We start from the raw sequence: 21,996 nt of genomic DNA on the forward strand, positions 1-21,996 counted from the left end.
ACGTGTTCGAGTCGGCGCGACTGGTTGATTCACACCGGGGTGTTACATCTGCCCTCGTCGTGGCAACACTCGGGGTGTAGCCGATCCAACCCGTTCAAGAGGGGAGCAAGAACCGATGACCGTTTCCACCACCACCGTTCACCAGCAACTTCGCGCGATCCTCGCATTGACGCACACCGAGATCCAGATCGCCGAGACCCGGCAGGCCCAGGCCCGTACCGATGCGATCCGCAAGGAACTGGCCCAGAACGCCGAGAACGCCCGCGAGCGCGCACTCACCATCGAGACCGCCCTGCGTGACCGCGGCGGACTCGTCGATGTCGTCCGGCCGGTACTCGGCCGTGTCGGTGCCGTCGCCAAGACGCTGGCCGAGCAGACCCAACCGCTGGACGAGGCCCTGCTCGACGACCTCGCACTAGAGCAGCGGCTCGTGGCACGCGCCACGTACCTGAAGGCACTGGCCACCGGTCAGGATGACCAAGCACTCGTCGGCCTGGCCGACAAGCTCATCGACGCCCACACGGCGACCGTCCACTGGCTCACGACGGTTCTCGCCGAAGAGGCTCTCGGCGGCCCGGCCGCCCTGCGTCGCGGCCCGTCGCAGTGGGCGAGCGGCCTCGCCGCGCGCGCCTTGACCGCCCCGGCGCTCGGCGCATCGTGGGCGATCGACCGCACCGCCGAGTTCGCCCGCCAGCTCCCCGACCCCGTGGAGACCCTGCGCAGCCGGTTCGGACGAGCAGTCGACGACGCGACCGAGACCGCCTCGCGAGCCGGTGACGCCGTCAGCAACGCCGGTGCCGCGGTCTCGAAGACCGTGGCCGCCGGCCGTGACGCCGCCCTCGAGGCAGTCGAGGACAGTGCTCGCGACAGCGGTGCCGAGGGTGCCGCCGACGCGCTCCACCAGCTCCGCGAGATCACCGGAACCGTTGAGGCGGAAGACCTCCCGATCGAGGGCTACGTCGATCTCAACGTCACCGACGCGGTGGCCGCGGTCAAGGAGTTGACCAAGCCGGCCGACCTGCGGGTCACCCTCGCCTACGAGGAGGCGCACAAGAACCGCCAGCGCGTGGTCTCCGCGGTCGAGATCCGCTTCGCCGAGATCGCCAAGGACCTGGTCGGCATCGACAGCTGATCTGCCGAACCGACCGACCCCGACGGCCGCCATCGACCTGATGGCGGCCGTCGGCCTGTCGGAAGCATCTGCAGATGTCGCGAAACGTGGCGCCAGACGCAACGACACACGACAACTGGCGTCGGCCCCACCCACCTCTGCACGAATTTGGATCAGATCCAGAAAAACCGTGCGAAGTGGCGGTCACGCCCCTATGGTGGGGGACGTGGCATCGACATCGGACCATGCCCAGCAACTCCGGGCCGCAGATCTTCGTGTCACCCAGCCTCGGGTGACGGTGATGGCCGCCGTCGACAAGCACCCGCATGCCGACACGGACACCATCTATCACGCGGTACGCGAAACCCTGCCCACCGTCTCACGTCAGGCCGTCTACGATGTGCTGCACGCCCTGACCGAGCGCGGGCTCATCCGCCGCATCCAACCCTCGGGTTCGGTGTCGCGCTACGAGTTTCGCACCGGAGACAATCACCACCACGTCGTCTGCCGCGCCTGCGGTGTCATCGCCGACGTGGATTGTGCAATCGGGGAAGCCCCATGCCTGACCCCCTCGGAAGACCACGGTTTCGCAATCGACGAGGCCGAGGTCATCTTCTGGGGCCTGTGCCCCGATTGCCTCAGCAAGGCCCCGACCTGATCACCTCCCGTGATCGCAGCCTGTCAGTCCCCTCGAAAGGAATGTCGTGACCTCCGACAGCCGCCCGCCCAACTCCGACGCCGACACCGCAAGTGCCAGCGAGAGCGAGAACCCGGCGATCCCCTCGCCGAAGCCGAAAGCGCATGCGCCGCTGACCAACAAGGACTGGTGGCCCGAGCAGATCGACCTCTCGATCCTGCACGCCCATTCCTCGCTGTCCAACCCGCTCGGCGAGGACTTCGACTACGCAACGGAATTCGAGAAGCTCGACGTCGAGGCCCTGAAGGCCGACCTGGTCTCGCTGATGACCACGTCCCAGGACTGGTGGCCCGCCGACTACGGCCACTACGGTGGCCTGTTCATCCGTATGAGCTGGCACGCCGCCGGTACCTACCGCATCTTCGACGGCCGCGGCGGCGGCGGTCAGGGTGCACAGCGGTTCGCCCCGCTGAACAGCTGGCCGGACAACGCCAACCTGGACAAGGCGCGTCGTCTGCTCTGGCCCATCAAGCAGAAGTACGGCACCAAGCTGTCCTGGGCCGACCTGCTGGTGTTCGCCGGCAACGTCGCACTGGAGTCCATGGGCTTCAAGACCTTCGGCTTCGGCTTCGGCCGCGAGGACATCTGGGAGCCCGAGGAGGTGTTCTGGGGCCCGGAGGACGCCTGGCTCGGCACCGACAAGCGCTACTCCGGCGAACGTGAGCTCGCCCAGCCCCTCGGCGCCACCACGATGGGTCTCATCTACGTCAATCCCGAAGGCCCCGAAGGCAAGCCGGACCCGATCGCCGCCGCCGAGGACATCCGCGAGACCTTCGGTCGCATGGCGATGAACGATGAGGAGACCGCGGCACTCATCATCGGCGGCCACAGCTTCGGCAAGACCCACGGCGCCGGCGACGCCGACCTGATCGGACCCGAGCCCGAGGGCGCCCCGATCGACCAGCAGGGCCTGGGCTGGAAGTCGGGCTACGGCAAGGGCAAGGCCGAGGACACGATCACCAGTGGTCTCGAGGTCGTCTGGACCTCCACCCCGACCCAGTGGGGCAACGGATTTCTCCAGAACCTCTACGGTTACGAATGGGAGCTCACCAAGAGCCCCGCGGGGGCCTGGCAGTACGTCGCGAAAGACGGTGCGGGAGCAGGCACGATCCCCGATCCGTTCGGCGGTCCCGGTCGCGCGCCCACCATGCTGGTGACCGACGTCGCCCTGCGCGAGTCCCCCATCTACGCCGACATCACCCGTCGGTGGCTCGACCATCCCGAGGAGCTCGCCGAGGCCTTCGCCAAGGCGTGGTACAAGCTGCTGCACCGCGACATGGGTCCGGTCAGCCGTTACCTCGGCCCGTGGGTTCCCGAGCCGCAGATCTGGCAGGACCCGGTGCCCGCGGTCGATCACGAACTGATCGACGCCGACGACATCACCTCTCTCAAGGGCACGTTGCTCGACGCGCTGTCCCCGACGCAGCTCATCAAGACGGCCTGGGCGTCGGCGGCCAGCTTCCGCAGCACCGACAAGCGGGGCGGTGCCAACGGCGCCCGCATCCGTCTCGAGCCGCAGAAGAACTGGGAGATCAACGAGCCCGGCGAGCTCGCCAAGGTGCTGCCGGTACTCGAGCAGGTCCAGAAGGACTTCAACGACTCGGCATCGGGCGGCAAGAAGGTCTCGCTCGCCGACATCATCATCCTCGGCGGTGCGGCGGCGATCGAGAGGGCCGCCGAGGCAGCCGGTTTCCCGGTCACCGTGCCGTTCACCCCCGGCCGTACGGACGCCTCGCAGGAGAGCACCGACGTCGACTCATTCGAGGTCCTCGAACCGCGCGCCGACGGGTTCCGCAACTTCAGCAAGGACGGCGAGAAGACTCCGCTGGAGTCGCTGCTCCTCGACCGTGCCTACATGCTGGACCTCACCGCGCCGGAGCTGACCGTCCTCGTCGGTGGTCTCCGCGTGCTCGACACCAATTACGGTGGCAGCAAGCACGGCGTGTTCACCGACCGGCCCGGCGTCCTGTCGACGGACTTCTTCCGCAACATCATCGACATGAACACCGAGTGGAAGAGCGGTTCCGACGAGAACGTCTACGAGGGAACCGACCGCGCCACCGGCGAGAAGAAGTGGACGGCAACGGCTGCCGACCTCGTGTTCGGCTCGCACTCGCAGCTGCGCGCGCTCTCCGAGGTCTACGCGCAGGACGACTCGGCGGAGCGTTTCGTCAACGACTTCGTCAAGGCGTGGGTGAAGGTCTCGAACAACGATCGGTTCGATCTGGCCTGATCCGTCATCTCACGATCGAGAACACCCCGCGGGCACCTCGCCCGCGGGGTGTTCTGCTCTGCCGGTGAGGTTCTCGAATCACCGTTCCCGCAGGCACGCGACGACCTCGGCGAGCACCTGCTCGACACGGGGCCCCGTGAGCGCGGAGGCCGCGCCGGTCACCAGGACCTGCAGCTCCCCCTGTGCGGTCGGCGAGCCCTCGATCTGCAGCATCCATCGCGTGGTCCGCGGTGGGAACACGTACAGGTGACCGCCCACGCTCGGCCCGGTGATCGTCGGGGTCCAGCCGAGCAGCACCGGCACCGGGAAGAGGCGCCCGTCGACGACCGGCCGGCCCAGTACGTCCAGCACGTCCTCCATCGGCCCGGTCGCCGCGGCGATGCACCGACGGGTGCGCTCGACCGAGCCGCGGACATCCTCGCGGGCGTCGAGCGGTGTGACCGCAGCGACGACGAAGTCGCCCACGGTGTCCTCGGCGCCCGCCGGCCGCGTCGACGCCGCGGTGGCCGCCATCACCCGGTCTTGTCCGGTCAGTCGCGCGAGCGCCTCAGACACCGATCTCCCGAATGCCTCGAACGGGGTCATGCCCTGCTCGGACGCACCGGCACGGAACCGTGCGTAGACGTCGGCGTCGACGAGAGCCCGGCGACGAACCGCCGTGGACTGCGCGCAGGAGACGGGGTCCAACCCGTCCAGGGTGAAGGACCCCGCGGGCGACTCACCGAGCAGTTGGTGCCACGACCGGCCGTCCATGTCGTCGTCAGTGCGTGGTGCGTGCGGCGAGATGGGTTGCACCGCAGGGACATTCACTCCGCGGGCGAGCAGGTCCGCCTCCCGGGCCAGCGTTCCGAGCGAGTGCCCGTCGACCGCGATGTGATGGAACACCGCGACCGCGGCCATCACACCGCCGTCGGCATCCGCCAGGATCCGCACGCAGAACGGCGGCGCGACCCGGACATCGAGCGACGCCGACATCTGTTCGGCGTGTGCGCGTAGGCTCTGGCGTCCCGGGTTCGGGTCTGGGTCCGAAACCACCTGCACGGCAACATCGACCGCTGCGTCAGCGCCGCCGGCCAGCGCCCGCTGGACCGGCCCGGCGGGGGTGTCCGGATAGCTCGACCGCAGGGCGGGGTGCCGATCGGCCAACGCGCGGAGCAATTCTCGCAATTCGGGAGCGGTGGGCCGCCCGGTCTCGGGTGGAACCCATCCGACGCGGACCAGCTGCCCGTGCGGGTGTCCCGGTGCGCGTTCGACCGTCCGTTCTGCGGACGTGAGCGGACGATCGTCGTCCGGTGCGGCCGGTCGCCGTACGGTGTCGTCCGGGCGGACCGGCTCGACCATCCGCTCGGCCAGCGTCTCCAGGTCGGGCGCGGTGAGCACGTCGTCGGGCCCGATCTCGGAATGTCCTGCCGCGATCAGCGATCCGACGACCCGCATGACCGCCAGGGAGTCGCCGCCCTGCTCGAGGAAGCCGGCGAACAGATCGACGTCATCAGTACCCAGCGCCTCGCCCACGACCCGAACCAGCAGGGTCTCGTGCGAGCCGACGGGTCCGCGCGCCGACCGGCGACCGGGGAGCGGGTGGTCCGCCAGCTTTCCGACGTCGAGCTTGCCGTTGCCGGTACGGGGTAGCGCGTCGATGCCGATGACGAGCGCGGGCACCATGTACGACGGCAAGACACCGGCGACCGCGCGACGCAGCCCGGGTGCGTCGACATCCGTTCCGGTGCCCTGCGGCACGACGAATGACACCAGCGCGGTACGGCCCGATGGCAACTCGCGCAGAATCGTCGCGGAACTCCGCACGTCGGTGCATCGTCCGAGCGCAGCGTCGATCTCAGCGAGTTCGATTCGCAAGCCCCGCAGGGTGATCTGTCCGTCGCGGCGTCCGAGCAGTCGGATCTCACCGGCCTCGGTCCACTGGGCCAGGTCGCCGGTCCGGTACATCCCCTCCTCGGCCGAGAACGTGCTCTGCACGAAGGCCTCCGCAGTGGACGCCGAATCGTCGAGATAGCCGTCGGCCAATTGCGGTCCCGCACAGTGGAGCGTGCCGATCGCCCCGGGAGGTTGTGGCCGGCCGAGGCGATCCAGGACCGCCTCGTCGACTCCGACCATCGGCGGGCCCACAGTGATCGCCTCGCCCGGCAGCAGCGGAGCGGAGATGTTGATGCTGCACCGGGCTTCGGTGGGTCCGTACGCATTCCGCAGCCGGACGCGACCCGACCAGCGGTCGACCACCCGCGGCGACGGCGGTTCGCCACCGATGATCACCTGCACCAGATCGTCGGCCAGATCCAGGGGCAGGGTGTCGAGGACCGACGGCGTGACGATGAGGTGACTGACGCGATGCCGTCGGATCAGCTGTGCCAGTGCATCACCGCCGGGTGCCGACCTGGGCGCGACGACAACGGTCGCCCCACAGACGACCCCGCACAGCATCTCGACGATCCCGGTGTCGAAGGTCGGGGACGACGCGTGCAGGATGCGTGACCCGGGTGTCAGAGCGTACGTCTGTCGGATCTCCGCGATCAGGGCGGGCAGGCCGCGGTGGGGCATGATCACGCCCTTGGGCGTTCCGGTGGAACCCGACGTGAACAGCAGGTAGGCGGCATCGTCGGGCCCGCGTTCCAAACCCGGCCACCGATCGGCGATCGGGGAGCCGGGGTCGTCGTGTTCGAGGTCGAGCCACCGGATCGAGCCCGGGCGTGGGGCGCCCGGCACGCACAATCCGACCTTGGCGCCGGAGCGATCGAGCAGATCCCTCGTTCTCGCGTCCGGTGCGAACGGATCGCCGACCGGCACCCATACGCCGCCCGCACACAGCACCGACCAGAACGCGACGACGGAGGTCGCCGACCGCTCGATGGACACCGCCACCCGGTCGCCGGCCCCGACCCCGGCTTCCAGGAGCAGGCGGGTTCCGCGAGTCACCCGGCGCTCGAACTCGCGCCGGGACACCGACACCTCACCGTCGATGATCGCCACGGCCGCCGGATCCGACGACCAGTGGTCCTCCAGGTGACCCACGGTCGGCGTGAAGGCCGGTGCCGGTGGACCGCTCCGGCACCGGAACCGCTCCCACTCGCCGTCGACGAACACCGAATCGTCCGGAATCCGGGGGCCCCCGTCCAGTTCGCGCAGAGTGGCGGTCAGATGCCGGTCGAAGCGTCGGGCGAGAGTGGCCAGCGCGTCGGTGCCGAAAACCGCGGCCGGGGCTTCCCAGGTGACCGCCCGGCGGCCGTTCTGATCGGCGGGGTGCAGAGTCACCGCGACGTCGGAGATCGGTCCGGTCCGCATCACCTCGAGTCCCCAGTGCAAGCCGTCGACAGCGGGCGGTTCGAAGCCCGGCAGGAGGTTGACCACCGCACCGAACCCGCTGAGCCCGTGCTGCTTTCGCAGCATGTCCTCGCGATGGTGGCGCTGGTGACGCAGTGCCTCGATCAGTGCCGACGACACGTCGACGAGGGCCTGCCCGGCGTCGCGGTCCCCGATTCCGTCGAGGCGCAACGGCACGACGTTGGAGACGGGCTGCACCGCCCTAAGACGTGCCGCCGAGGTACGTGCGGCGACCGGGAGACTCAGCCCCACGTCGGGGGTGTCGAGGAGCCGGGCGCACAGGCCCGCGAACGCGGTGACGAACTCGGCCGACGATGCGGTCCGCGGACTTCTCAGGGTTTCGGTGACGCGCACGATCGACGACGTGAAATGCGGGACGGAACCGGCCAGCAGGGACGGCGCGAGGCCGTCGAGCCGTCGGTCCCAGTGTTGTTCGTCGGCCTGTCGGCGTCGCGAATCGCGGTACCTCTCCTCTTCGGCCTCGAGTTCGAGGTCGTCGGCGAGGCGCAACTCGTCCGGGCGCGCCGTACCCGCGTAGACAGCGGCGATGTGCGCCATCACCCGCAGGACGCCGGCGCCGTCGGTGAGCACGTGGTGCACCCGCACGACCCACCGGTGGGAGTCGGGGGCGAGAACGTGCAGTTCGCTGCGGAACAACGGCAGTCCGAGGTCGGCACCGGCGGGGTCATCGAGGAAATCCTGGGCGCGCGAGTCGCTCGCCGCCGCCGGATCGGCACACGTGGACAGGTCGACGCATTCCACCGGGTCCAGTCCGGAACCGGCTGGTTGCAGGGGATGCGGATGACCGTCGGCCGGCGAACGATCAGGACTCAGACGTACGTCGCACCAGCCGACGTGGTCGAGCACGGCACCGGCCGTGCGGTGGAGTCGTTCGGCATCGAGCGGGCCGCTCAGGGTCAGGCCGAACGCGACGACATGCGAGACCTCGGGATGCAGCAGTTGCGAGAGCCACAGGCCGCGCCGGGTCACGGTCATCGCGGATCGCCCCCTGGGCCTCGTCGGGTGGAGCCGTGCCCGGAGATCACGCCCCGACCGTAGGTGCGCCGAGTTGAACGGACGCTGAAATGCGAGGTCCGGCGGTCGACGACGACCGCCGTCCGCGGTGCATCTCCCGCGGCGTCACGCGCCGAGCGCGCGGGCGAACATCGGCCAGGACTCATGCATCTGGTCCTCCCAGTACCCCCAGGAATGCGTACCGGTCGCCGGGAGCCGGACGACGGCCGGGATGCGCAGCGCGGCGAGGCGGTTTGCCATCGTCACCGTGCACGATCGTGCGGTCGCTTCGGCGAATCCACCGGCCGCGACCTGTTCGGCGAGCTCCCCCACGTTGCCGGCGATCCGCCGGTCGGACAGATTGTCGTGCGCACCGGGCAATCCGGTCGCCGCACTGATCCACAGGGCAGGGGTGCGACGCCCGAACTTGTAGGCGTTGATCACCGGATCCTGGGCTGCCCACTGCGGGTCCCCGGGCGGGCCGTACATGTTGCTGGCGTCGGCGAGTCCGGGGACGAACGCCACGTTGCGCAACAGCAACTGCCCGGTGGGCGACGCGGTGTCGGCGCATCCCGAGTAGGAGCCCACCGCCCGGTAGAACCCCGGGTGGTTCTCGGCGATCCGCAGCACCGCCGTACCCGCCATCGAGATCCCCGCGACACCGCGCGAGCGTCCCGGGCCGGATCGTCCCCCGTGGGCATTCTCGAAGGCGGCGGGCAGCTCCGAGGTCAGAAAGGTCTCCCACCGCAGGGGCCGCGACGTCTTCACGCCGAACCGGAAGTTCGCGGCCGGGTCGACGCGGCGCCAGTCAGCGTAGTAGCTCGCGGCACCGCCGATCGGGGTCACGGTCCACACGTTCTTGTTGGCATAGAACGCGTTGGCGTCGGTGGCGTGCGTCCAGTCGTCGTTGTCCTCGCCACCGGACGACCCACTGAGCAGGTACATCACCGGTGCGGCCTGGTTCCGGTTCGCGGGCGTCTGGACCAGCGACGGGACCTGGGTCTGCATCGACCGTGACCACACCGACACCACGAGATTGCGGGGCGACACCCAGGTCTCCCGGTATGGCGCGCCGGCCGTCGCCTTGGCGTATCGGACACCGGTGAGGGTGTCCGCCGCCGCGGTTCCCGCCGAGGGCACGAGCACACCCGCCACGCCCATCACCATGGACAGGACAGCGACGCCGACGACCACGACGTTCGGCAAGCGAGACATGCGCGGCTCCTCGAGTTCGTACCGAATCATCACCGACTCGGTCCCGTCATCGTATGCACACCGCTCTGTACCCAGGACCGTTCGGGTCAATCGTCCAGGACTGTTGCACAACAGAATCGGACGAATCGGGTATGAGGTGGGTCGGCCCGACGTACGGTCGGACGATGACACCACTCCTGCGCACCGCCGTCGCGACGCTCGCCGCCGCGGCCGCTCTCCTGACGCCGCTCGCGATGTCGTCGGGGACGGCGAATTCCACGCCCTCGTCCGGAATCTCGGCGGTCAGCCTGGCCAAGGCGGACATCCCGGCCGACCTCCTACCCTTCGTGCCCGACGGCGTACACGTGGAGGTCCGGGAGATCACCATCGCCCCCGGCGGCACCACCGGGTGGCACTATCACGACGGCCCGCTCTACGGACTGGTCCGGCAGGGCACCCTCACCCACCCCGGCTCCGACTGCAAGCCGGTGGTGTACCGGACCGGCGAGATCATCGCCGAACCCGGGGGCAAGGCGAACACCCACGAGGGAACAAATCTCGGGACCACCCCGGTCGTGCTGATCGTCCTGTACCTGATGCCGCTGAACAAGCCGCTGTCCGAGGACGCACCCGCACCGCCGTGTGCGACGGCCACTTCCTGACGGCGGGCACTCCTCGGGGCGGGGCGGGCTCAGGGAGCAGAACGCTGCCGCCAGTCGAGCAGTGTCCCGAGTTCGGCTGCGAGCGAACGTGAATCAGCGGTCACGAGTTCTCCGTCGCGTACCACCCACCGGCCGGCGACCATGACGTCGCGGGGTCGCCGGCCCGGGCCGGCCCACAGCAGGCCGTCGACCGGGTCGGTGACCCCGGCGTCGAAGACATCCGAGCAGTCCCACACGCAGAGGTCGGCGGCGGCACCGGGCCGGAGGTGCCCCAGCTCGCTACGGCCGAGACCTGCCGCCGAACCCTCGGACGCCATCGCGAGAACCTCCCGGGCCGTGACGGGTTCGCCGATCAATCCCGAGACCTGAACGGCCAGGCGGGCATCGGCGAGCAGGTGCCCGGCGTCGTTGCTCCCGCCGCCGCTGGTGCCGAGTCCCACCCGCACACCCGCGGACACGAGCGCCGCAACCCGCGCGACGCCCCATCCCATCGGCACGTCGCACCCGGGCGCGTGGGTCGCAGACGCTCMCGATCGCGCGACCAGAGCCACTTCGTCGTCGGTGATCTCGCACAGATGCGCCAGCGTGACGTCGTCGGCGAGCCAACCCCACTCGTCGAGCAACTCGAGGGGACGCCGCCCATATCGTTCCGCGGCGACCCGCACATCGACCTGCTCATTCGCCTGCGTACGACGACGCAGGCCGAGTCGGGATGCGACCTCGCCGAGCGTCGCGAAGGTCTCCGGCCCGTCGCTGTGCACGCCGGACGGGCCGACGGCCAGCTGAAGCATCCCGTCCGCGCTCGTGCCGGTTGCCCCCGCACCCAGATGGGTTCGGTGGATGTCCTCGACCGATGCGGCTGCGGCTTGCGGATCGTCGCGAGCAGTGCCCCGGACGAAGACCAATCGCGCACCGACCCGTGCGGCGGCATCTATGGTCCCTCCGGCCAACGCGACCGGGTCCTGACCACCGGGCCAGGTCAGGTGATGGTCGGCGACCGTGGTCACACCGCACAGCAGGGACTCCGCGAGCCCGGCAGCCGCTGCCGCGGCGACGAGCTCGGGGTCGACACCGACCGATGAATAGCGTTGCGCCATCAGGCTGAGCCACTGCGGCATCGGTACCGACCGACTCTCCGGACGCGACCGGAACGCGGTCTGCAGCAGATGGTGGTGCGCGTTCACGAGACCGGGTGTGACGACGCACCCCGAGACGTCGACGATCTCGCCCGCAGCGGCCCGGCCGCCGACCACAGCCCCGATCTGTCTGTCGTCGACCACGACCGGATCGCGCGTGACCGTCGACGCGTCACGCAGGACCGCCACGGCGCCGGTGAGCACCGTGACGGTCACAGCTCGAGCACCAGACGACCGCTCATACACCGCGACACGCAGATCATCATGGATTCGTTCTCGGACCGCTCCTCCGGCGACAGGATCGAGTCGCGGTGGTCCACCTCGCCGCTGACCACCCCCGTCTCACAGGTTCCGCAGACACCTTCGCGGCACGACGACGGCGCCACCACCCCACGTCCGTCCAGGACGTCTAGGATGGTGCGATCCTGCGGCACCGTCACCGTCACACCCGAGAAGGCGAGGGAGAGTTCGAACTCCGCGTCAGCCGCGGACTGCGTCGTCGTGGCCGTGAACTTCTCGGCGAACGAGTCCACGGCCGGTTGCGGCTCACACACTTGCGCAACGGCTTCCAGCATCGACGGCGGCCCGCAGGTGTACACGGCGGTGCCGCGGGAGAGCCCGGCCAGGACGCCACCGAGATCCAGGCGGCCCGAGTGGGCCGACTCGTGAATCGTGACCAGCCCGGGGTACCTGGATTCGATCTCGTCGACGAACGCCATCTCCGCCCGGGACCGTCCGACGTAGACGAGCCGCCACGGCCGCCCGGTACGGCGGGCCTCGTCGACGAGGGCGAGGACGGGGGTGATGCCGATACCACCGGCCACGAACACATAACCGAGTGCACGTGTCAGCGCGAAGTGATTGCGCGGCGGGCTGATCCACACCTCGCCGCCCACCTGGATGTCGTCGTGCACGGAGGCCGAACCGCCCCGGCTGTCGATCCGCCGTTCGACGGCGATCCGGTACGTACTGGTGTCGTCAGGTGAGGAACACAACGAGTACTGCCTGACCGGGCCGCCCGGTGTGTGCAGATCGACGTGCGATCCAGCGGTCCACGACGGCAGCGCGTCGACACCGACCGGCGCGAGGACGAATTCGTCCACCCGACGGGCGAGCCGGCGCCGTGACACCACGCGGACACGCAGTCCATCTCGAAGGTCGTTCGCTGACACAGACATCGGAGATCTCCTGGGTACTACGATCTCCGCCGGTATTCCCAGCCACGGGAACCACCCCCACCGTCGCGGATCTCCGACACCTGCGTTGACGCCTGGACAACGACGAGCCGAGCGGCCTCGGAACCGGTGAGCCGCCACCGGTGGGGAATGCCGCCAGCGTAGTAAAGGCTGTCGCCTCTTCGCAATTCGAGGAGACTTCCGTCGCCGAGGTCGACCTCGACCTCGCCGTCGACGACATGCAACCACTCGTCCTGCTCGTGCTGGAAGTACTCGCCGTAGTCCCGCCGGTTCAACAACTGCTCCTGGGGGAAGAACGCGGCGTCTCCTCGAACGAGCAACCGGGCGTATCCGGCGTTGTCGCCGGCCTGCGGAAGGATCGCGCCCTCGCCGGCACGCACCAGTTGCGTCCCGACGGGTGCCGGAGACGGTGCCCCCGCCACGTGCGCAGGGTCCGCGGCCAGCATCAGACTGACCTGGGTGGTGTCCAGCGCCCTGGCGATCCGTTCCAGGGTCGTCATGCTCGGACGCGCGTATCCGCGCTCGAGCTGCGACAAGAACGGATGCGAGATACCGGCCTGCGCAGCCAGATTCGTCAACGTGAGGCCATGCTGCTTACGTCGTCGGCGGATCTCGGCACCCAGCGACACCTGCGCGACGTCCGGCTCGTCGAGCGCCATGTGGCTCACACCCTTCCTGCAGAACCGATGGTTACACGCCCGCAGCGCTGGTTAACGTCGTGGCAACAGCGCATTCCTATATTCGGACGTGTTGACGTGATCAACAAGTATCACGAACCGCCCCACCCCCGCCGACCCCAGCCACAGCGGGACCACCGACCCAGTCATGCACCGTCGCACGCCATTTCGATGTTCTCGAGGAAGTGTCATCAATGCCGACTCAGCAGACAGCGCCCGTGCCGGGCATCACCGGATCACTGGCCGACGGGTCAGTGGTCGATGTCGAGCTGTCCGCCGATGCCGACGGTATCCACCGCGTCCGCGCCGTCACACCGTTCTCTCCCGATGTCCCACATCCCGCCGACTGGCTGGATCTCCGCGACCACCTGCTGCTCCCACCCGCCGCCGAACCCCACGCCCACCTGGACAAGGCCCTGTCGTGGCCGGAGTTGTCACCGCCGAGCGGCGACCTCAACGCCGCGATCGCCTCCTGGCGGGCCGGCAGCGTCTCCCTCGATGAGCAGTCCTTCCGGACGCGCGCTCTCCGGGCGACCTCGTCCATGCTGCGCAACGGCATCACCGCGGTGCGCACCCACGCCGACGTGCTCTCGCACGACGACCCACTGCGAGCCGTCCGCGTACTCATCGAGGTCCGGGATCACCTGCGCGGACTGATGGACATCCAGGTCGCGGTCCTGGCGAGCCCACTCACGCCCACCGCGCACATCGAGGCCGCGCTCGACGCCGGCGTCGACCTCGTCGGCGGGGCCCCGCACATCGCCGACGACCCGCTCGCCGAGCTCACGAGACTGCTCGACCTCGCCGAAGCGCGCGGCATCGGCGCCGACCTGCACGTCGATGAGTTCCTCGACGGCGACCACCTGACCATCGAGGCCTTCGCCGCCCGCGTCGCCGAGTGGCCCGACGACCGGATCCGCACGGCCGGCCACTGCTGCCGCCTCGACACCCTGAGCTCGGAGGATCTACAACGGGTTGCACGGGCGCTCGCGCGGGCCCGTGTCTCGGTCGTCGCCTTGCCGGTGACTAACCTGTACCTCCAGGGCCGATCCGGACCGTCCGCGGGGCGACGAGGCATCACGCCGATCGACGTGCTGCGCGACCACGGCGTCCGCGTCGCCGGTGGTGCGGACAACATCCGCGACCCGTTCAATCCCGTGGGCCGGGCCGACCCGCTCGAGACCGCCGCCCTGCTGATCACCGCGGCACATCAGAACCCCCACACCGCAACGGAACTGGTCACCTCCGAGGCGCGTGCCGTGCTCGGACTGGAGCCCGCGGGCCCCGTCGTCGGAGCCCGCGCCGACCTCGTCGCCATCCGCGGCGCCGATCTCACCGAGGTCATCGCCACCGCGCCGGCCGACCGGGTCGTGATCGTGAACGGAACGGCGGTCGCACGCACCGAGTCCACCACCTGGACGGCGTTCCCGTCGTTCCCGGTTCCGTCCCCGGCAGGAGCATCACCGGCCGGAATGTCCGCAGCCGCAGCATCACCGCTGGGTCTGTCCCCCGTCGGCATGGAGAGATGATGAGTTCACCAGCAACGACCCACAGACCGGCACTCGGTCACCCGCTCGTCGGCTTCGAGCACGTGGAGCTCACCTATCCGGACGGCACCCACGCCCTCCGCGACGTGAACCTCGCCGTGCGCGAGGGCGAGTTCGTCAGCGTCGTGGGCCCATCGGGATGCGGCAAGTCGACCCTCCTGCGGTTGTCGTCGGGCCTGGAGACGATCACCGACGGTTACCTGCAGAGCGGTGCCGAACGGATCGGTTACGTGTTCCAGGACGCCACCCTGCTCCCGTGGCGGACCGTGGCCGACAACGTCGCACTGCTCGGTGAACTCGACGGTGCACCGAAAGCCGAACGGCGCGAACGCGTCCGCGCCGCGCTGGAGACGGTCGGGCTGACCGGGTTCGACAAGCACCTGCCGCACATGCTGTCCGGCGGCATGCGGATGCGGGTGTCGCTGGCCCGCTCGCTGACGCTCGATCCCGACCTGTTCCTGTTCGACGAACCGTTCGCCGCACTCGACGAACTGACCCGCGAACGGCTCGGCACCGACCTGACCGAGCTGTTCGCCGTCAAACGCTTTGCCGGCCTGTTCATCACCCACTCGGTCGCCGAGGCGGCGTTCCTGTCCACGCGTGTCCTGGTGATGTCGGGACGGCCGGGATCCATCGTCGACGAGATCGAGGTCCCCTTCGACTATCCCCGGTCGCCCGACCTGCGTTTCGAGCCGGAGTTCGGCGCGATCGCCGGCCGGATCTCCCGCGCACTCCGAGAGGCACATTCATGAGCGCCCCCGACACCGGCACCGAGACCGCCCCGGGCGTGCGAACCCCGAAAACCGGCAAGGCCGGTACACCCGACCCGGGCTCCACCACCGAACTCGCCGTGGCCGCACGCACGGGCCGACGGGGCCGCTCCCGATCGAAGATGGTCGGGATCGCCGCGCCGCTCGTCGTCCTGGGCCTGGTCATCGGCGCGTGGTACCTCGTCAGCTACGCGGTGCTCGATCCCGGCCGTCGATTCCTGATGCCGCCCCCGCACCAGGTCGTCACCGACGGACTGCTGGGCGACTCCGCCCAGGCGATGTGGGAGGCCCTGAGCCGCACGGCCACCGTCGCGTTGACCGGCCTGGCGATCGCCGCGATCATCGGCATCACGTGGGCGGTGATCATGTCGCAGTCACGGCTGATGGAGAACGCCCTCTTCCCGTATGCCGTGGTGCTGCAGTGCGTCCCGATCCTGGCGCTCGTCCCCCTGGTCGGATTCTGGTTCGGATTCGGCTTCAGTGCACGGGTTTTCGTCTGTGTACTGATCTCACTGTTCCCGATCGTCTCCAACACCCTGTTCGGCCTCCGATCGGTCGACCGGCAGATGCGGGATCTCTTCGCCCTGCACCGTCCGAGCCGCGTCACCATCCTGCGCAAGCTGGAGTTCCCCGCCGCCATGCCGGCCATCTTCGCCGGTCTCCGCATCTCGGCGGGCCTGTCGGTGGTCGGCGCCATCGTGGGCGACTTCTTCTTCAAGCAGGGCAATCCCGGCATCGGCATCCTGATCGACAACTACCGGTCGCGACTGCAAGCCGAGGAACTGTTCGCCTCGATCGTGCTCGCCTCACTTCTCGGCGTGGCCGTCTTCTGGTTCTTCGGCTGGCTGGGCAACCGCATCGTCGGACGCTGGTACCAGCGCTGACCTGATCTTCTCTCGCCGGGTGGTTTCGACTCGGCTCCTCGCTTCGCTCGGTGCCGGCTCAACCAGCGGGGGTATCGGCTCCTCGCTGCGCTCGGTGCCGGCTCAACCAGCGGGTGGGTCCCCTGTCGTCGACACCCCATGATCCTCCATTCAACTTCCGGAATCTTTCACCCCGAAAAGGAACTCATCTCATGAACACACCCGTCTGGCGTCGCCTGTCCAAGACCACCGGTGTCGCCGTCGTCGCCGCCGCCCTCGCCTTCACCGCCGCGTGCAGTTCCGGGGAGAGCACCGAATCCTCCGGTTACACGGGGGCGGTCGGCCCGGTCGACCTGAGCGCCAACTGTCCCGACAAGGTCGTCATCCAGACCGACTGGAACCCTGAGGCCGAACACGGCCACCTCTACCAACTCCTCGGCCCCGACCCCACGATCAATGCCGGCAACAAGCGCGTCGTCGGTCCGCTCTTCGACCGCGGCGAATACACCGGCGTCGACATCGAGATCCGGGCCGGCGGACCCGCCATCGGCTTCCAGTCGGTGACCTCGCAGATGTACTCCGACCCGGAGATCCTCCTCGGCTACGTCGACACCGATCAGGCCATCCAGAACTCGAAGGACAACCCGACGACGGCGGTCATGGCACCGCTCGACATCAGTCCGCAGATGATCATGTGGGATCCCGCCACCTACCCGCAGGTCCAAGGGATCGCCGACCTCAAGGCGGCGAACGCGCGCGTCCTGTACTTCGAGGGGGCCACCTACATGGACTACCTGACCGGGTCGGGCGTCCTCTCCCCCGCGCAGGTCGACGGCAGCTACGACGGGTCGCCGGCCAACTTCGTCTCCGACGGCGGCAAGACCGCCCAGCAGGGGTTCGCCAGCTCCGAGCCGCAGGTCTACCAGGAAGAGGTCGAGGGCTGGCAGAAGCCGGTGAAGTACCAGCTGATCCACGAGGTCGGATATCCGATCTACAAGTCGTCGGTAGCGGTTCGCACGGACGCACTGGAGGAGAACGCCGCCTGCCTCGAGCAGCTCGTCCCGGTGCTGCAGCGCGGGTCGGTCGACTACCTGGCGTCGCCGCAGGCGGCGGACGCGGTCATCCTCGACGCCGTCGAGCAGTACGACACGGGGTGGGTGTACTCCCAGCGCAACGCGGACTACGCCCGCCAGACGATGGCCGACCTCGACCTGGTGAGCAACGGCACCGACACGACGATCGGCAACTTCGACACCGCCCGCGTCGCCCGCGTGATGGAGGTGACCGGGCCGATCTTCACCGAGCAGGGCACGCCCGCAGCCGACGGCCTGACGCCCGAGGCGATCGCGACCAACCGCTTCATCGACACCTCGGTGGGCCTGCCGTCATGACCGCTCCGGTGGTCGCGGTCGGTACCGACGAGGGACGCCCCGACTTCGGCCCCGAGGACGTCGATGCGCTGGCCGACGACCTGCTCGCGATCGTCGGCCCGCGTGGCATCAGCTCACTTCCCCGCGCGCTCGAACGCGCGGCCCGCGACGGCTCGGGGATGAGTCCGATCCTGTCGGCGCAGGATCTCGGCCGACCCGATCTCGTGTGCTACCCACGCACGGCCGACGCGGTGCCCCACATCGTCCGCGCGGCGGTCGCCCGCGGCGTACCGATCACCACGCGCGGCAAGGGAACCGGGAACTACGGCCAGGTCATCCCGCGCTTCGGCGGACTCGTCCTCGACATGACGTCGCTGACCGCGATCGGGGACGTCACCGACCGTTCGGTCACCGCCCAGGCGGGCGCGCGGATGATCAACCTGGAACAGACCGCATGGTCGCACGGCAGCCAGCTGTGGATGTACCCGTCGACCGTCCAGTCGACGCTCGGCGGGTTCCTGGCGGGAGGTTCGGCTGGTACCGGCACGATCGTGCACGGCCGCAACCATCAGGGGTTCGTCGACGCACTGGATGTCGTCCATGCGACCGGCGAGGCCGAGGTGGTCCATCTCGAGGGCGACGACGCAACCCCGTTCGTGCACACCTACGGGGTCGCCGGCATCATTGTCGGCGCCACCGTCCGGGTGGAACCGCTGCAGGAATGGCGCTGCGTGTACGCGAGTTTCGGCTCCACACGCGAGGCGTTCGACGCGGCGCTCCGACTGGCGGCGGTCGAACCGAAGCCGCGTCTGCTGTCCGCGGACGGCCCCGTCATCACGGGGGCGCTGCCCGACGACCCCGCGCTCGTCCGCGGTCGCGCCAGCGTGCGCGGGATCATCGACGCCCGGGCATTGGCGGAGACCACCGACCTGGTCGTCGCCGCCGGCGGCCGCGTCGAAGCGGTCCGCGAGGGCATCGCCGAGACGGTCAAGCTGTCGACGCTGTCCTACAACCACCCGACGTGGTGGTTACAGAAGTCGCAGCCGGACAGGTGGTTCCACATGGAGGTACGCGGGGACGCACTCGTCACCCGGCTCGAGGAGGTGGAGAAGGTGTACGAGGGCGGCATGCTGCATCTCGAGGTCGGCCACGAGATGATGTTCGGGATGCTCAACGGGATCTACCGCAGTCCGCAGCAGGTCATCGACGGCGTCGCCGCACTCGAGGATCTCGGGGTCGGCGTCCACTCCCCGCACCAGTGGTACGTCGATCTCGATGCCGAGCGCGTCCGCGCGCTGGCGCACCAGACCGACCCGAAGGGTCTGCTCAATCCCGGAAGGTGGATGTGAACACGGTGACCACCAGGACGACGCGCCCGGCCGCGCATCGGCGTTATGCCGAGCTGACCACCGAACAGATCGGCACCACCCTGTCGCGGGACTCGATTATCGTACTACCCACGGGCGCAATCGAACCGCACGGCCCGCACCTGCCGTTGGCCACCGATCTCATCGTCGCGGAGTCGGTCGCCGAGGCCGTCGTGGACCGCGGTGCCGCCGCGGGGCACGATGTCTGGCTCCTGCCGGCGCTGGGTTACACCAAATCCGACGAGCACTCGCGGCTCCCGGGCACGATCTGGCTGCGGGCGAGCACCCTGTTCGAGACGATCGTCGACATCGGGGCGTCGCTCGCACAGACCCCGGCGCGTCGTGTGCTGTTCCTTAACGCGCACGGCGGCAACTCCGCACTGATCGAGGTCGCCGCGCGCGAACTCCGACGACGGTTCGACCTGCAGACCTTCTTCTCCTCCGGCCCGGGTCACCCCGGTCCCACCGAGCGCGGACTCGGTATCCACGCGGGCTGGGCGGAGACCTCGATGATGCTGCACCTCCGGCCGGATCTCGTGCACATGGACAAGGCGGTCGCGACGGTGGCGGACGCGGTCGCCGACGCCGGGCACGTCGGTTTCGCCGGCACCGTCCGATTCGGTTGGCTGTCCACCGATTTCGCCGAGTCGGGGGTGATCGGCGACCCCACTGGAGCCGACGCCTCGATCGGCGCGAAGCTTTTCGACGAGCGCGTCGAGGACCTGGTCGCCGCGCTGCCGGAGATCGCCACCTTCGACCCGGGCCGGGTGGCGCGTTGATCACCAGCGGTACCGGGTTCGGAACCGATTGCGCGAGCGCGGATCAGCTCTCGGTCCACCCGATGACGCTGCTGCGGAACTGGCTTCCCCCGTCGGACGAGCCACGGCCGTTGATGGCACTGGCGACGTGCGGCCCCGACGGTTATCCCCGGGTCCGACACGTGCTGATCACCGAGGCCGACGACACCGCGGTCTACTTCCACACCGACAGCCGGTCGGCCAAGGTGGCCGAACTCGCCGACAACCCCCGGGCCTCGATCGCGATCGCCTGGCCCGCCGTCGGCCGTCAGGTCGTCGCGCACGGTGACGTCCGGCGAGCGCCGGACGACGAACTGTCCGAGGCCTACTCGCGCCGTTCCCGGTATCTGCAACTCCTGGCGTGGCTGAACGACGACGACCTCGCCGCAATGCCACCCGAGGAGCGGCGTCGGCGATGGTCCGACTACGACTCGGCCCACCCGCGACTGACCGCACCGCCCACCTGGACCGGGTACGCCGTCGACTTGCGGGAGATCACCTTCTGGCGCGGCGACCCGGACGGGCCGTCGCAGCGAGTACGGTTCAGCAGCAACGGAAATCATTGGAATTCGGAGGTTCTACCGGGATGACCGGCACTTACCACAACGCCCTCGTACTGCCGGTCAGCGGCGATAGGCCCTGGTTCTGGGGATGGCTGTCGGTGGGCGAGGACGACCGGATCTCCGGGATGGGCGAGGGCTCACCGCCGGCCGACGCACCGCTCCCCCGCCACGACCTCGACGGCGCCTTCCTCGCACCCGGTTTCGTCTCGGCGCACAGTCACATCTACACCGGTGGGATGCGCGGGGTGGCGTCCAACAGCCCACTCTATGAATGGGTCACGCTCAACAGCACGATGCTGCTCGGCGCCGATGCGCAGGACCTGTACTGGATGACGCTGGCCGGCGGGCTCGATCACCTGTCCTCGGGGATCACCTCCGTGTACAACTTCACCCAGTCGCGCGTCCTGGCACTCTTCGACTACGAGGAGTCCGTCCTCAAGGCGGCTCGGGTGCATTCTCCGGAGTTCGTCACCGCACAGGTGGACGGCCTGGCGGCCACCGGGATCCGATTCGTCACCAGTGTGCGACTCGACGACGAGCAACTCGGCGAGGACGCCGCGTTCGCCGGTTTCGACGAGGTGATGACCCACCTGACGACCGTCGACCGCGACCTCGATCTGGGTGGTTCGGTCTACGGCTCGGTGCAGTGGTCGTCGTCGCAGGCGACCGCCGAACGCGAACGGGCACTGATGGACCGGTACGGGATCACCAATCAGGCGCACTTCGTCGAGACTGCCGAGCAGATCGAGATCCAGCAGTCGAAGTTCGACTGGTATGACGCCGCTGGCGTTCTGGGCCCCGGCTTCGCCTTCGGACACTTCGTGCACCCCACCGAGAACATGGTCGCGCGTGTGCGCGACACCGGTTCGGCGGTGGTGTGGCAGCCGATGTCGAACGGTCGGCTCGGTTCCGGGATCGCCGACATCCCCCGTCTGCTCCGGGATTCGGTGACCGTCGGCGTCGGTGTGGACGACCAGTCGTGCACCGACGTGTCGGACCCGTTCGAGAACATGCGCACCGGTATGTTCCTGCAGCGCGGAAAGCACAGCGACGCCGCTGTTCTCACCCCCGTCGACATGCTCACCCTGCACACGCTCGGGTCGGCATCGGCGATGGGCGTGGCCGACAAGGTCGGTTCGCTGGAGGTCGGGAAGTTCGCGGACCTGCTCGTCGTCGATCCCCGTTCCCCCCACCTCGGCCCCATCTGGGACCCCGTCGCCACCTACGTGCTCGGTTGCGGACTGCGCAACCTACGCGAGGTCGTGGTGGGTGGCCGCACGGTATGGGACCGCGACGTCGCCGATCCGCTGCGCGCACAGGCCGATTCCGAACTCACCGAGCGGATGATCGCGTCAGCGGCGCAGTCGGGGATTCATGCGGTCCGCCCACCCTTCGACGTGTCCCACTGACGCTGCCGTTGACAACGGCGCCATGCAGGTGGCACCATCCCACGGTCATAGGAA

Annotated in this window: 17 protein-coding genes; 12 read left to right on the forward strand and 5 right to left on the reverse strand. The window is 69.0% G+C overall.

Features of this window, described 5'->3' with window-relative positions:
* Positions 1-115 precede the first annotated feature (115 nt).
* The 3 genes from A9310_RS15675 (at position 116) to katG (ending at position 4,041) form a co-directional block, all read left to right on the forward strand.
* Positions 116-1,132, forward strand: coding sequence for a hypothetical protein (locus A9310_RS15675; RefSeq protein ID WP_065631427.1), 1,017 nt, complete (start codon positions 116-118; stop codon positions 1,130-1,132).
* 193 nt (positions 1,133-1,325) lie between these two features.
* Complete coding sequence (locus tag A9310_RS15680) at positions 1,326-1,769, forward strand: Fur family transcriptional regulator (protein WP_065631428.1); 444 nt, start codon at positions 1,326-1,328, stop codon at positions 1,767-1,769.
* Positions 1,770-1,815: 46 nt separating this feature from the next.
* Positions 1,816-4,041 carry a catalase/peroxidase HPI gene (gene katG, locus A9310_RS15685; protein ID WP_065631429.1) on the forward strand — a complete coding sequence of 742 codons (2,226 nt, stop codon included), beginning with the start codon at positions 1,816-1,818 and terminating at the stop codon, positions 4,039-4,041.
* A 78-nt stretch (positions 4,042-4,119) separates the two neighbouring features.
* Here the strand turns inward: katG and A9310_RS15690 are convergent, their stop codons facing one another.
* Both A9310_RS15690 and A9310_RS15695 read right to left on the reverse strand, forming a co-directional pair.
* On the reverse strand, positions 4,120-8,373 hold the full coding sequence (locus A9310_RS15690) for an AMP-binding protein (RefSeq protein ID WP_065631430.1): 4,254 nt from the start codon (positions 8,371-8,373) through the stop codon (positions 4,120-4,122).
* A 144-nt stretch (positions 8,374-8,517) separates the two neighbouring features.
* Complete coding sequence (locus A9310_RS15695) at positions 8,518-9,606, reverse strand: alpha/beta hydrolase family protein (protein WP_065631450.1); 1,089 nt, start codon at positions 9,604-9,606, stop codon at positions 8,518-8,520.
* Positions 9,607-9,770: 164 nt separating this feature from the next.
* Between A9310_RS15695 and A9310_RS15700 the strand changes: the two genes are divergently transcribed.
* Positions 9,771-10,247, forward strand: a complete 477-nt coding sequence (locus A9310_RS15700; RefSeq protein ID WP_065631451.1) for a cupin domain-containing protein — start codon at positions 9,771-9,773, stop codon at positions 10,245-10,247.
* A 29-nt stretch (positions 10,248-10,276) separates the two neighbouring features.
* Here A9310_RS15700 and A9310_RS15705 read toward each other — a convergent pair whose 3' ends face one another.
* From A9310_RS15705 to A9310_RS15715, 3 genes are read right to left on the reverse strand one after another with little or no spacing between them, the layout of a single operon-like run.
* Positions 10,277-11,599 (reverse strand): amidohydrolase family protein, encoded by a 1,323-nt coding sequence (locus tag A9310_RS15705; protein WP_065631431.1) that lies wholly within the window; start codon positions 11,597-11,599, stop codon positions 10,277-10,279.
* Positions 11,596-12,561 carry a PDR/VanB family oxidoreductase gene (locus A9310_RS15710; protein WP_065631432.1) on the reverse strand — a complete coding sequence of 322 codons (966 nt, stop codon included), beginning with the start codon at positions 12,559-12,561 and terminating at the stop codon, positions 11,596-11,598. Before A9310_RS15710 ends, A9310_RS15705 begins: the two co-directional genes overlap by 4 nt.
* Positions 12,562-12,578: 17 nt before the next feature.
* Complete coding sequence (locus A9310_RS15715) at positions 12,579-13,238, reverse strand: helix-turn-helix domain-containing protein (protein ID WP_065631433.1); 660 nt, start codon at positions 13,236-13,238, stop codon at positions 12,579-12,581.
* 212 nt (positions 13,239-13,450) lie between these two features.
* On the opposite strand from A9310_RS15715, the gene A9310_RS15720 reads away from it, so the two are divergent.
* The 8 genes from A9310_RS15720 (at position 13,451) to A9310_RS15755 (ending at position 21,942) form a co-directional block, all read left to right on the forward strand.
* Positions 13,451-14,785: an amidohydrolase family protein gene (locus A9310_RS15720; protein ID WP_065631434.1), complete on the forward strand. Its 1,335-nt coding sequence runs from the start codon at positions 13,451-13,453 to the stop codon at positions 14,783-14,785.
* Positions 14,785-15,555 (forward strand): ABC transporter ATP-binding protein, encoded by a 771-nt coding sequence (locus A9310_RS15725; RefSeq protein ID WP_065631435.1) that lies wholly within the window; start codon positions 14,785-14,787, stop codon positions 15,553-15,555. The genes A9310_RS15720 and A9310_RS15725 overlap by 1 nt, the downstream gene beginning before the upstream one ends.
* Positions 15,552-16,457 carry an ABC transporter permease gene (locus tag A9310_RS15730; protein ID WP_058249774.1) on the forward strand — a complete coding sequence of 302 codons (906 nt, stop codon included), beginning with the start codon at positions 15,552-15,554 and terminating at the stop codon, positions 16,455-16,457. Before A9310_RS15725 ends, A9310_RS15730 begins: the two co-directional genes overlap by 4 nt.
* A 191-nt stretch (positions 16,458-16,648) precedes the next feature.
* On the forward strand, positions 16,649-17,827 hold the full coding sequence (locus tag A9310_RS15735) for a nitrate ABC transporter substrate-binding protein (RefSeq protein ID WP_065631436.1): 1,179 nt from the start codon (positions 16,649-16,651) through the stop codon (positions 17,825-17,827).
* Positions 17,824-19,155 (forward strand): FAD-binding oxidoreductase, encoded by a 1,332-nt coding sequence (locus A9310_RS15740; RefSeq protein ID WP_058249772.1) that lies wholly within the window; start codon positions 17,824-17,826, stop codon positions 19,153-19,155. Before A9310_RS15735 ends, A9310_RS15740 begins: the two co-directional genes overlap by 4 nt.
* Before the next feature lie 5 nt (positions 19,156-19,160).
* The gene (locus A9310_RS15745; protein WP_254661277.1) at positions 19,161-19,952 is read left to right on the forward strand and encodes a creatininase family protein; all 792 of its coding nucleotides are present in this window, start codon (positions 19,161-19,163) and stop codon (positions 19,950-19,952) included.
* On the forward strand, positions 19,949-20,560 hold the full coding sequence (locus A9310_RS15750; protein ID WP_065631438.1) for a pyridoxal 5'-phosphate synthase: 612 nt from the start codon (positions 19,949-19,951) through the stop codon (positions 20,558-20,560). Before A9310_RS15745 ends, A9310_RS15750 begins: the two co-directional genes overlap by 4 nt.
* On the forward strand, positions 20,557-21,942 hold the full coding sequence (locus A9310_RS15755; protein WP_065631439.1) for an amidohydrolase family protein: 1,386 nt from the start codon (positions 20,557-20,559) through the stop codon (positions 21,940-21,942). The genes A9310_RS15750 and A9310_RS15755 overlap by 4 nt, the downstream gene beginning before the upstream one ends.
* Positions 21,943-21,996: the final 54 nt, after the last annotated feature.

Origin of the sequence: Gordonia sp. UCD-TK1 (genome assembly GCF_001691435.1) — a bacterium.
GTDB lineage: Bacteria > Actinomycetota > Actinomycetes > Mycobacteriales > Mycobacteriaceae > Gordonia > Gordonia hongkongensis.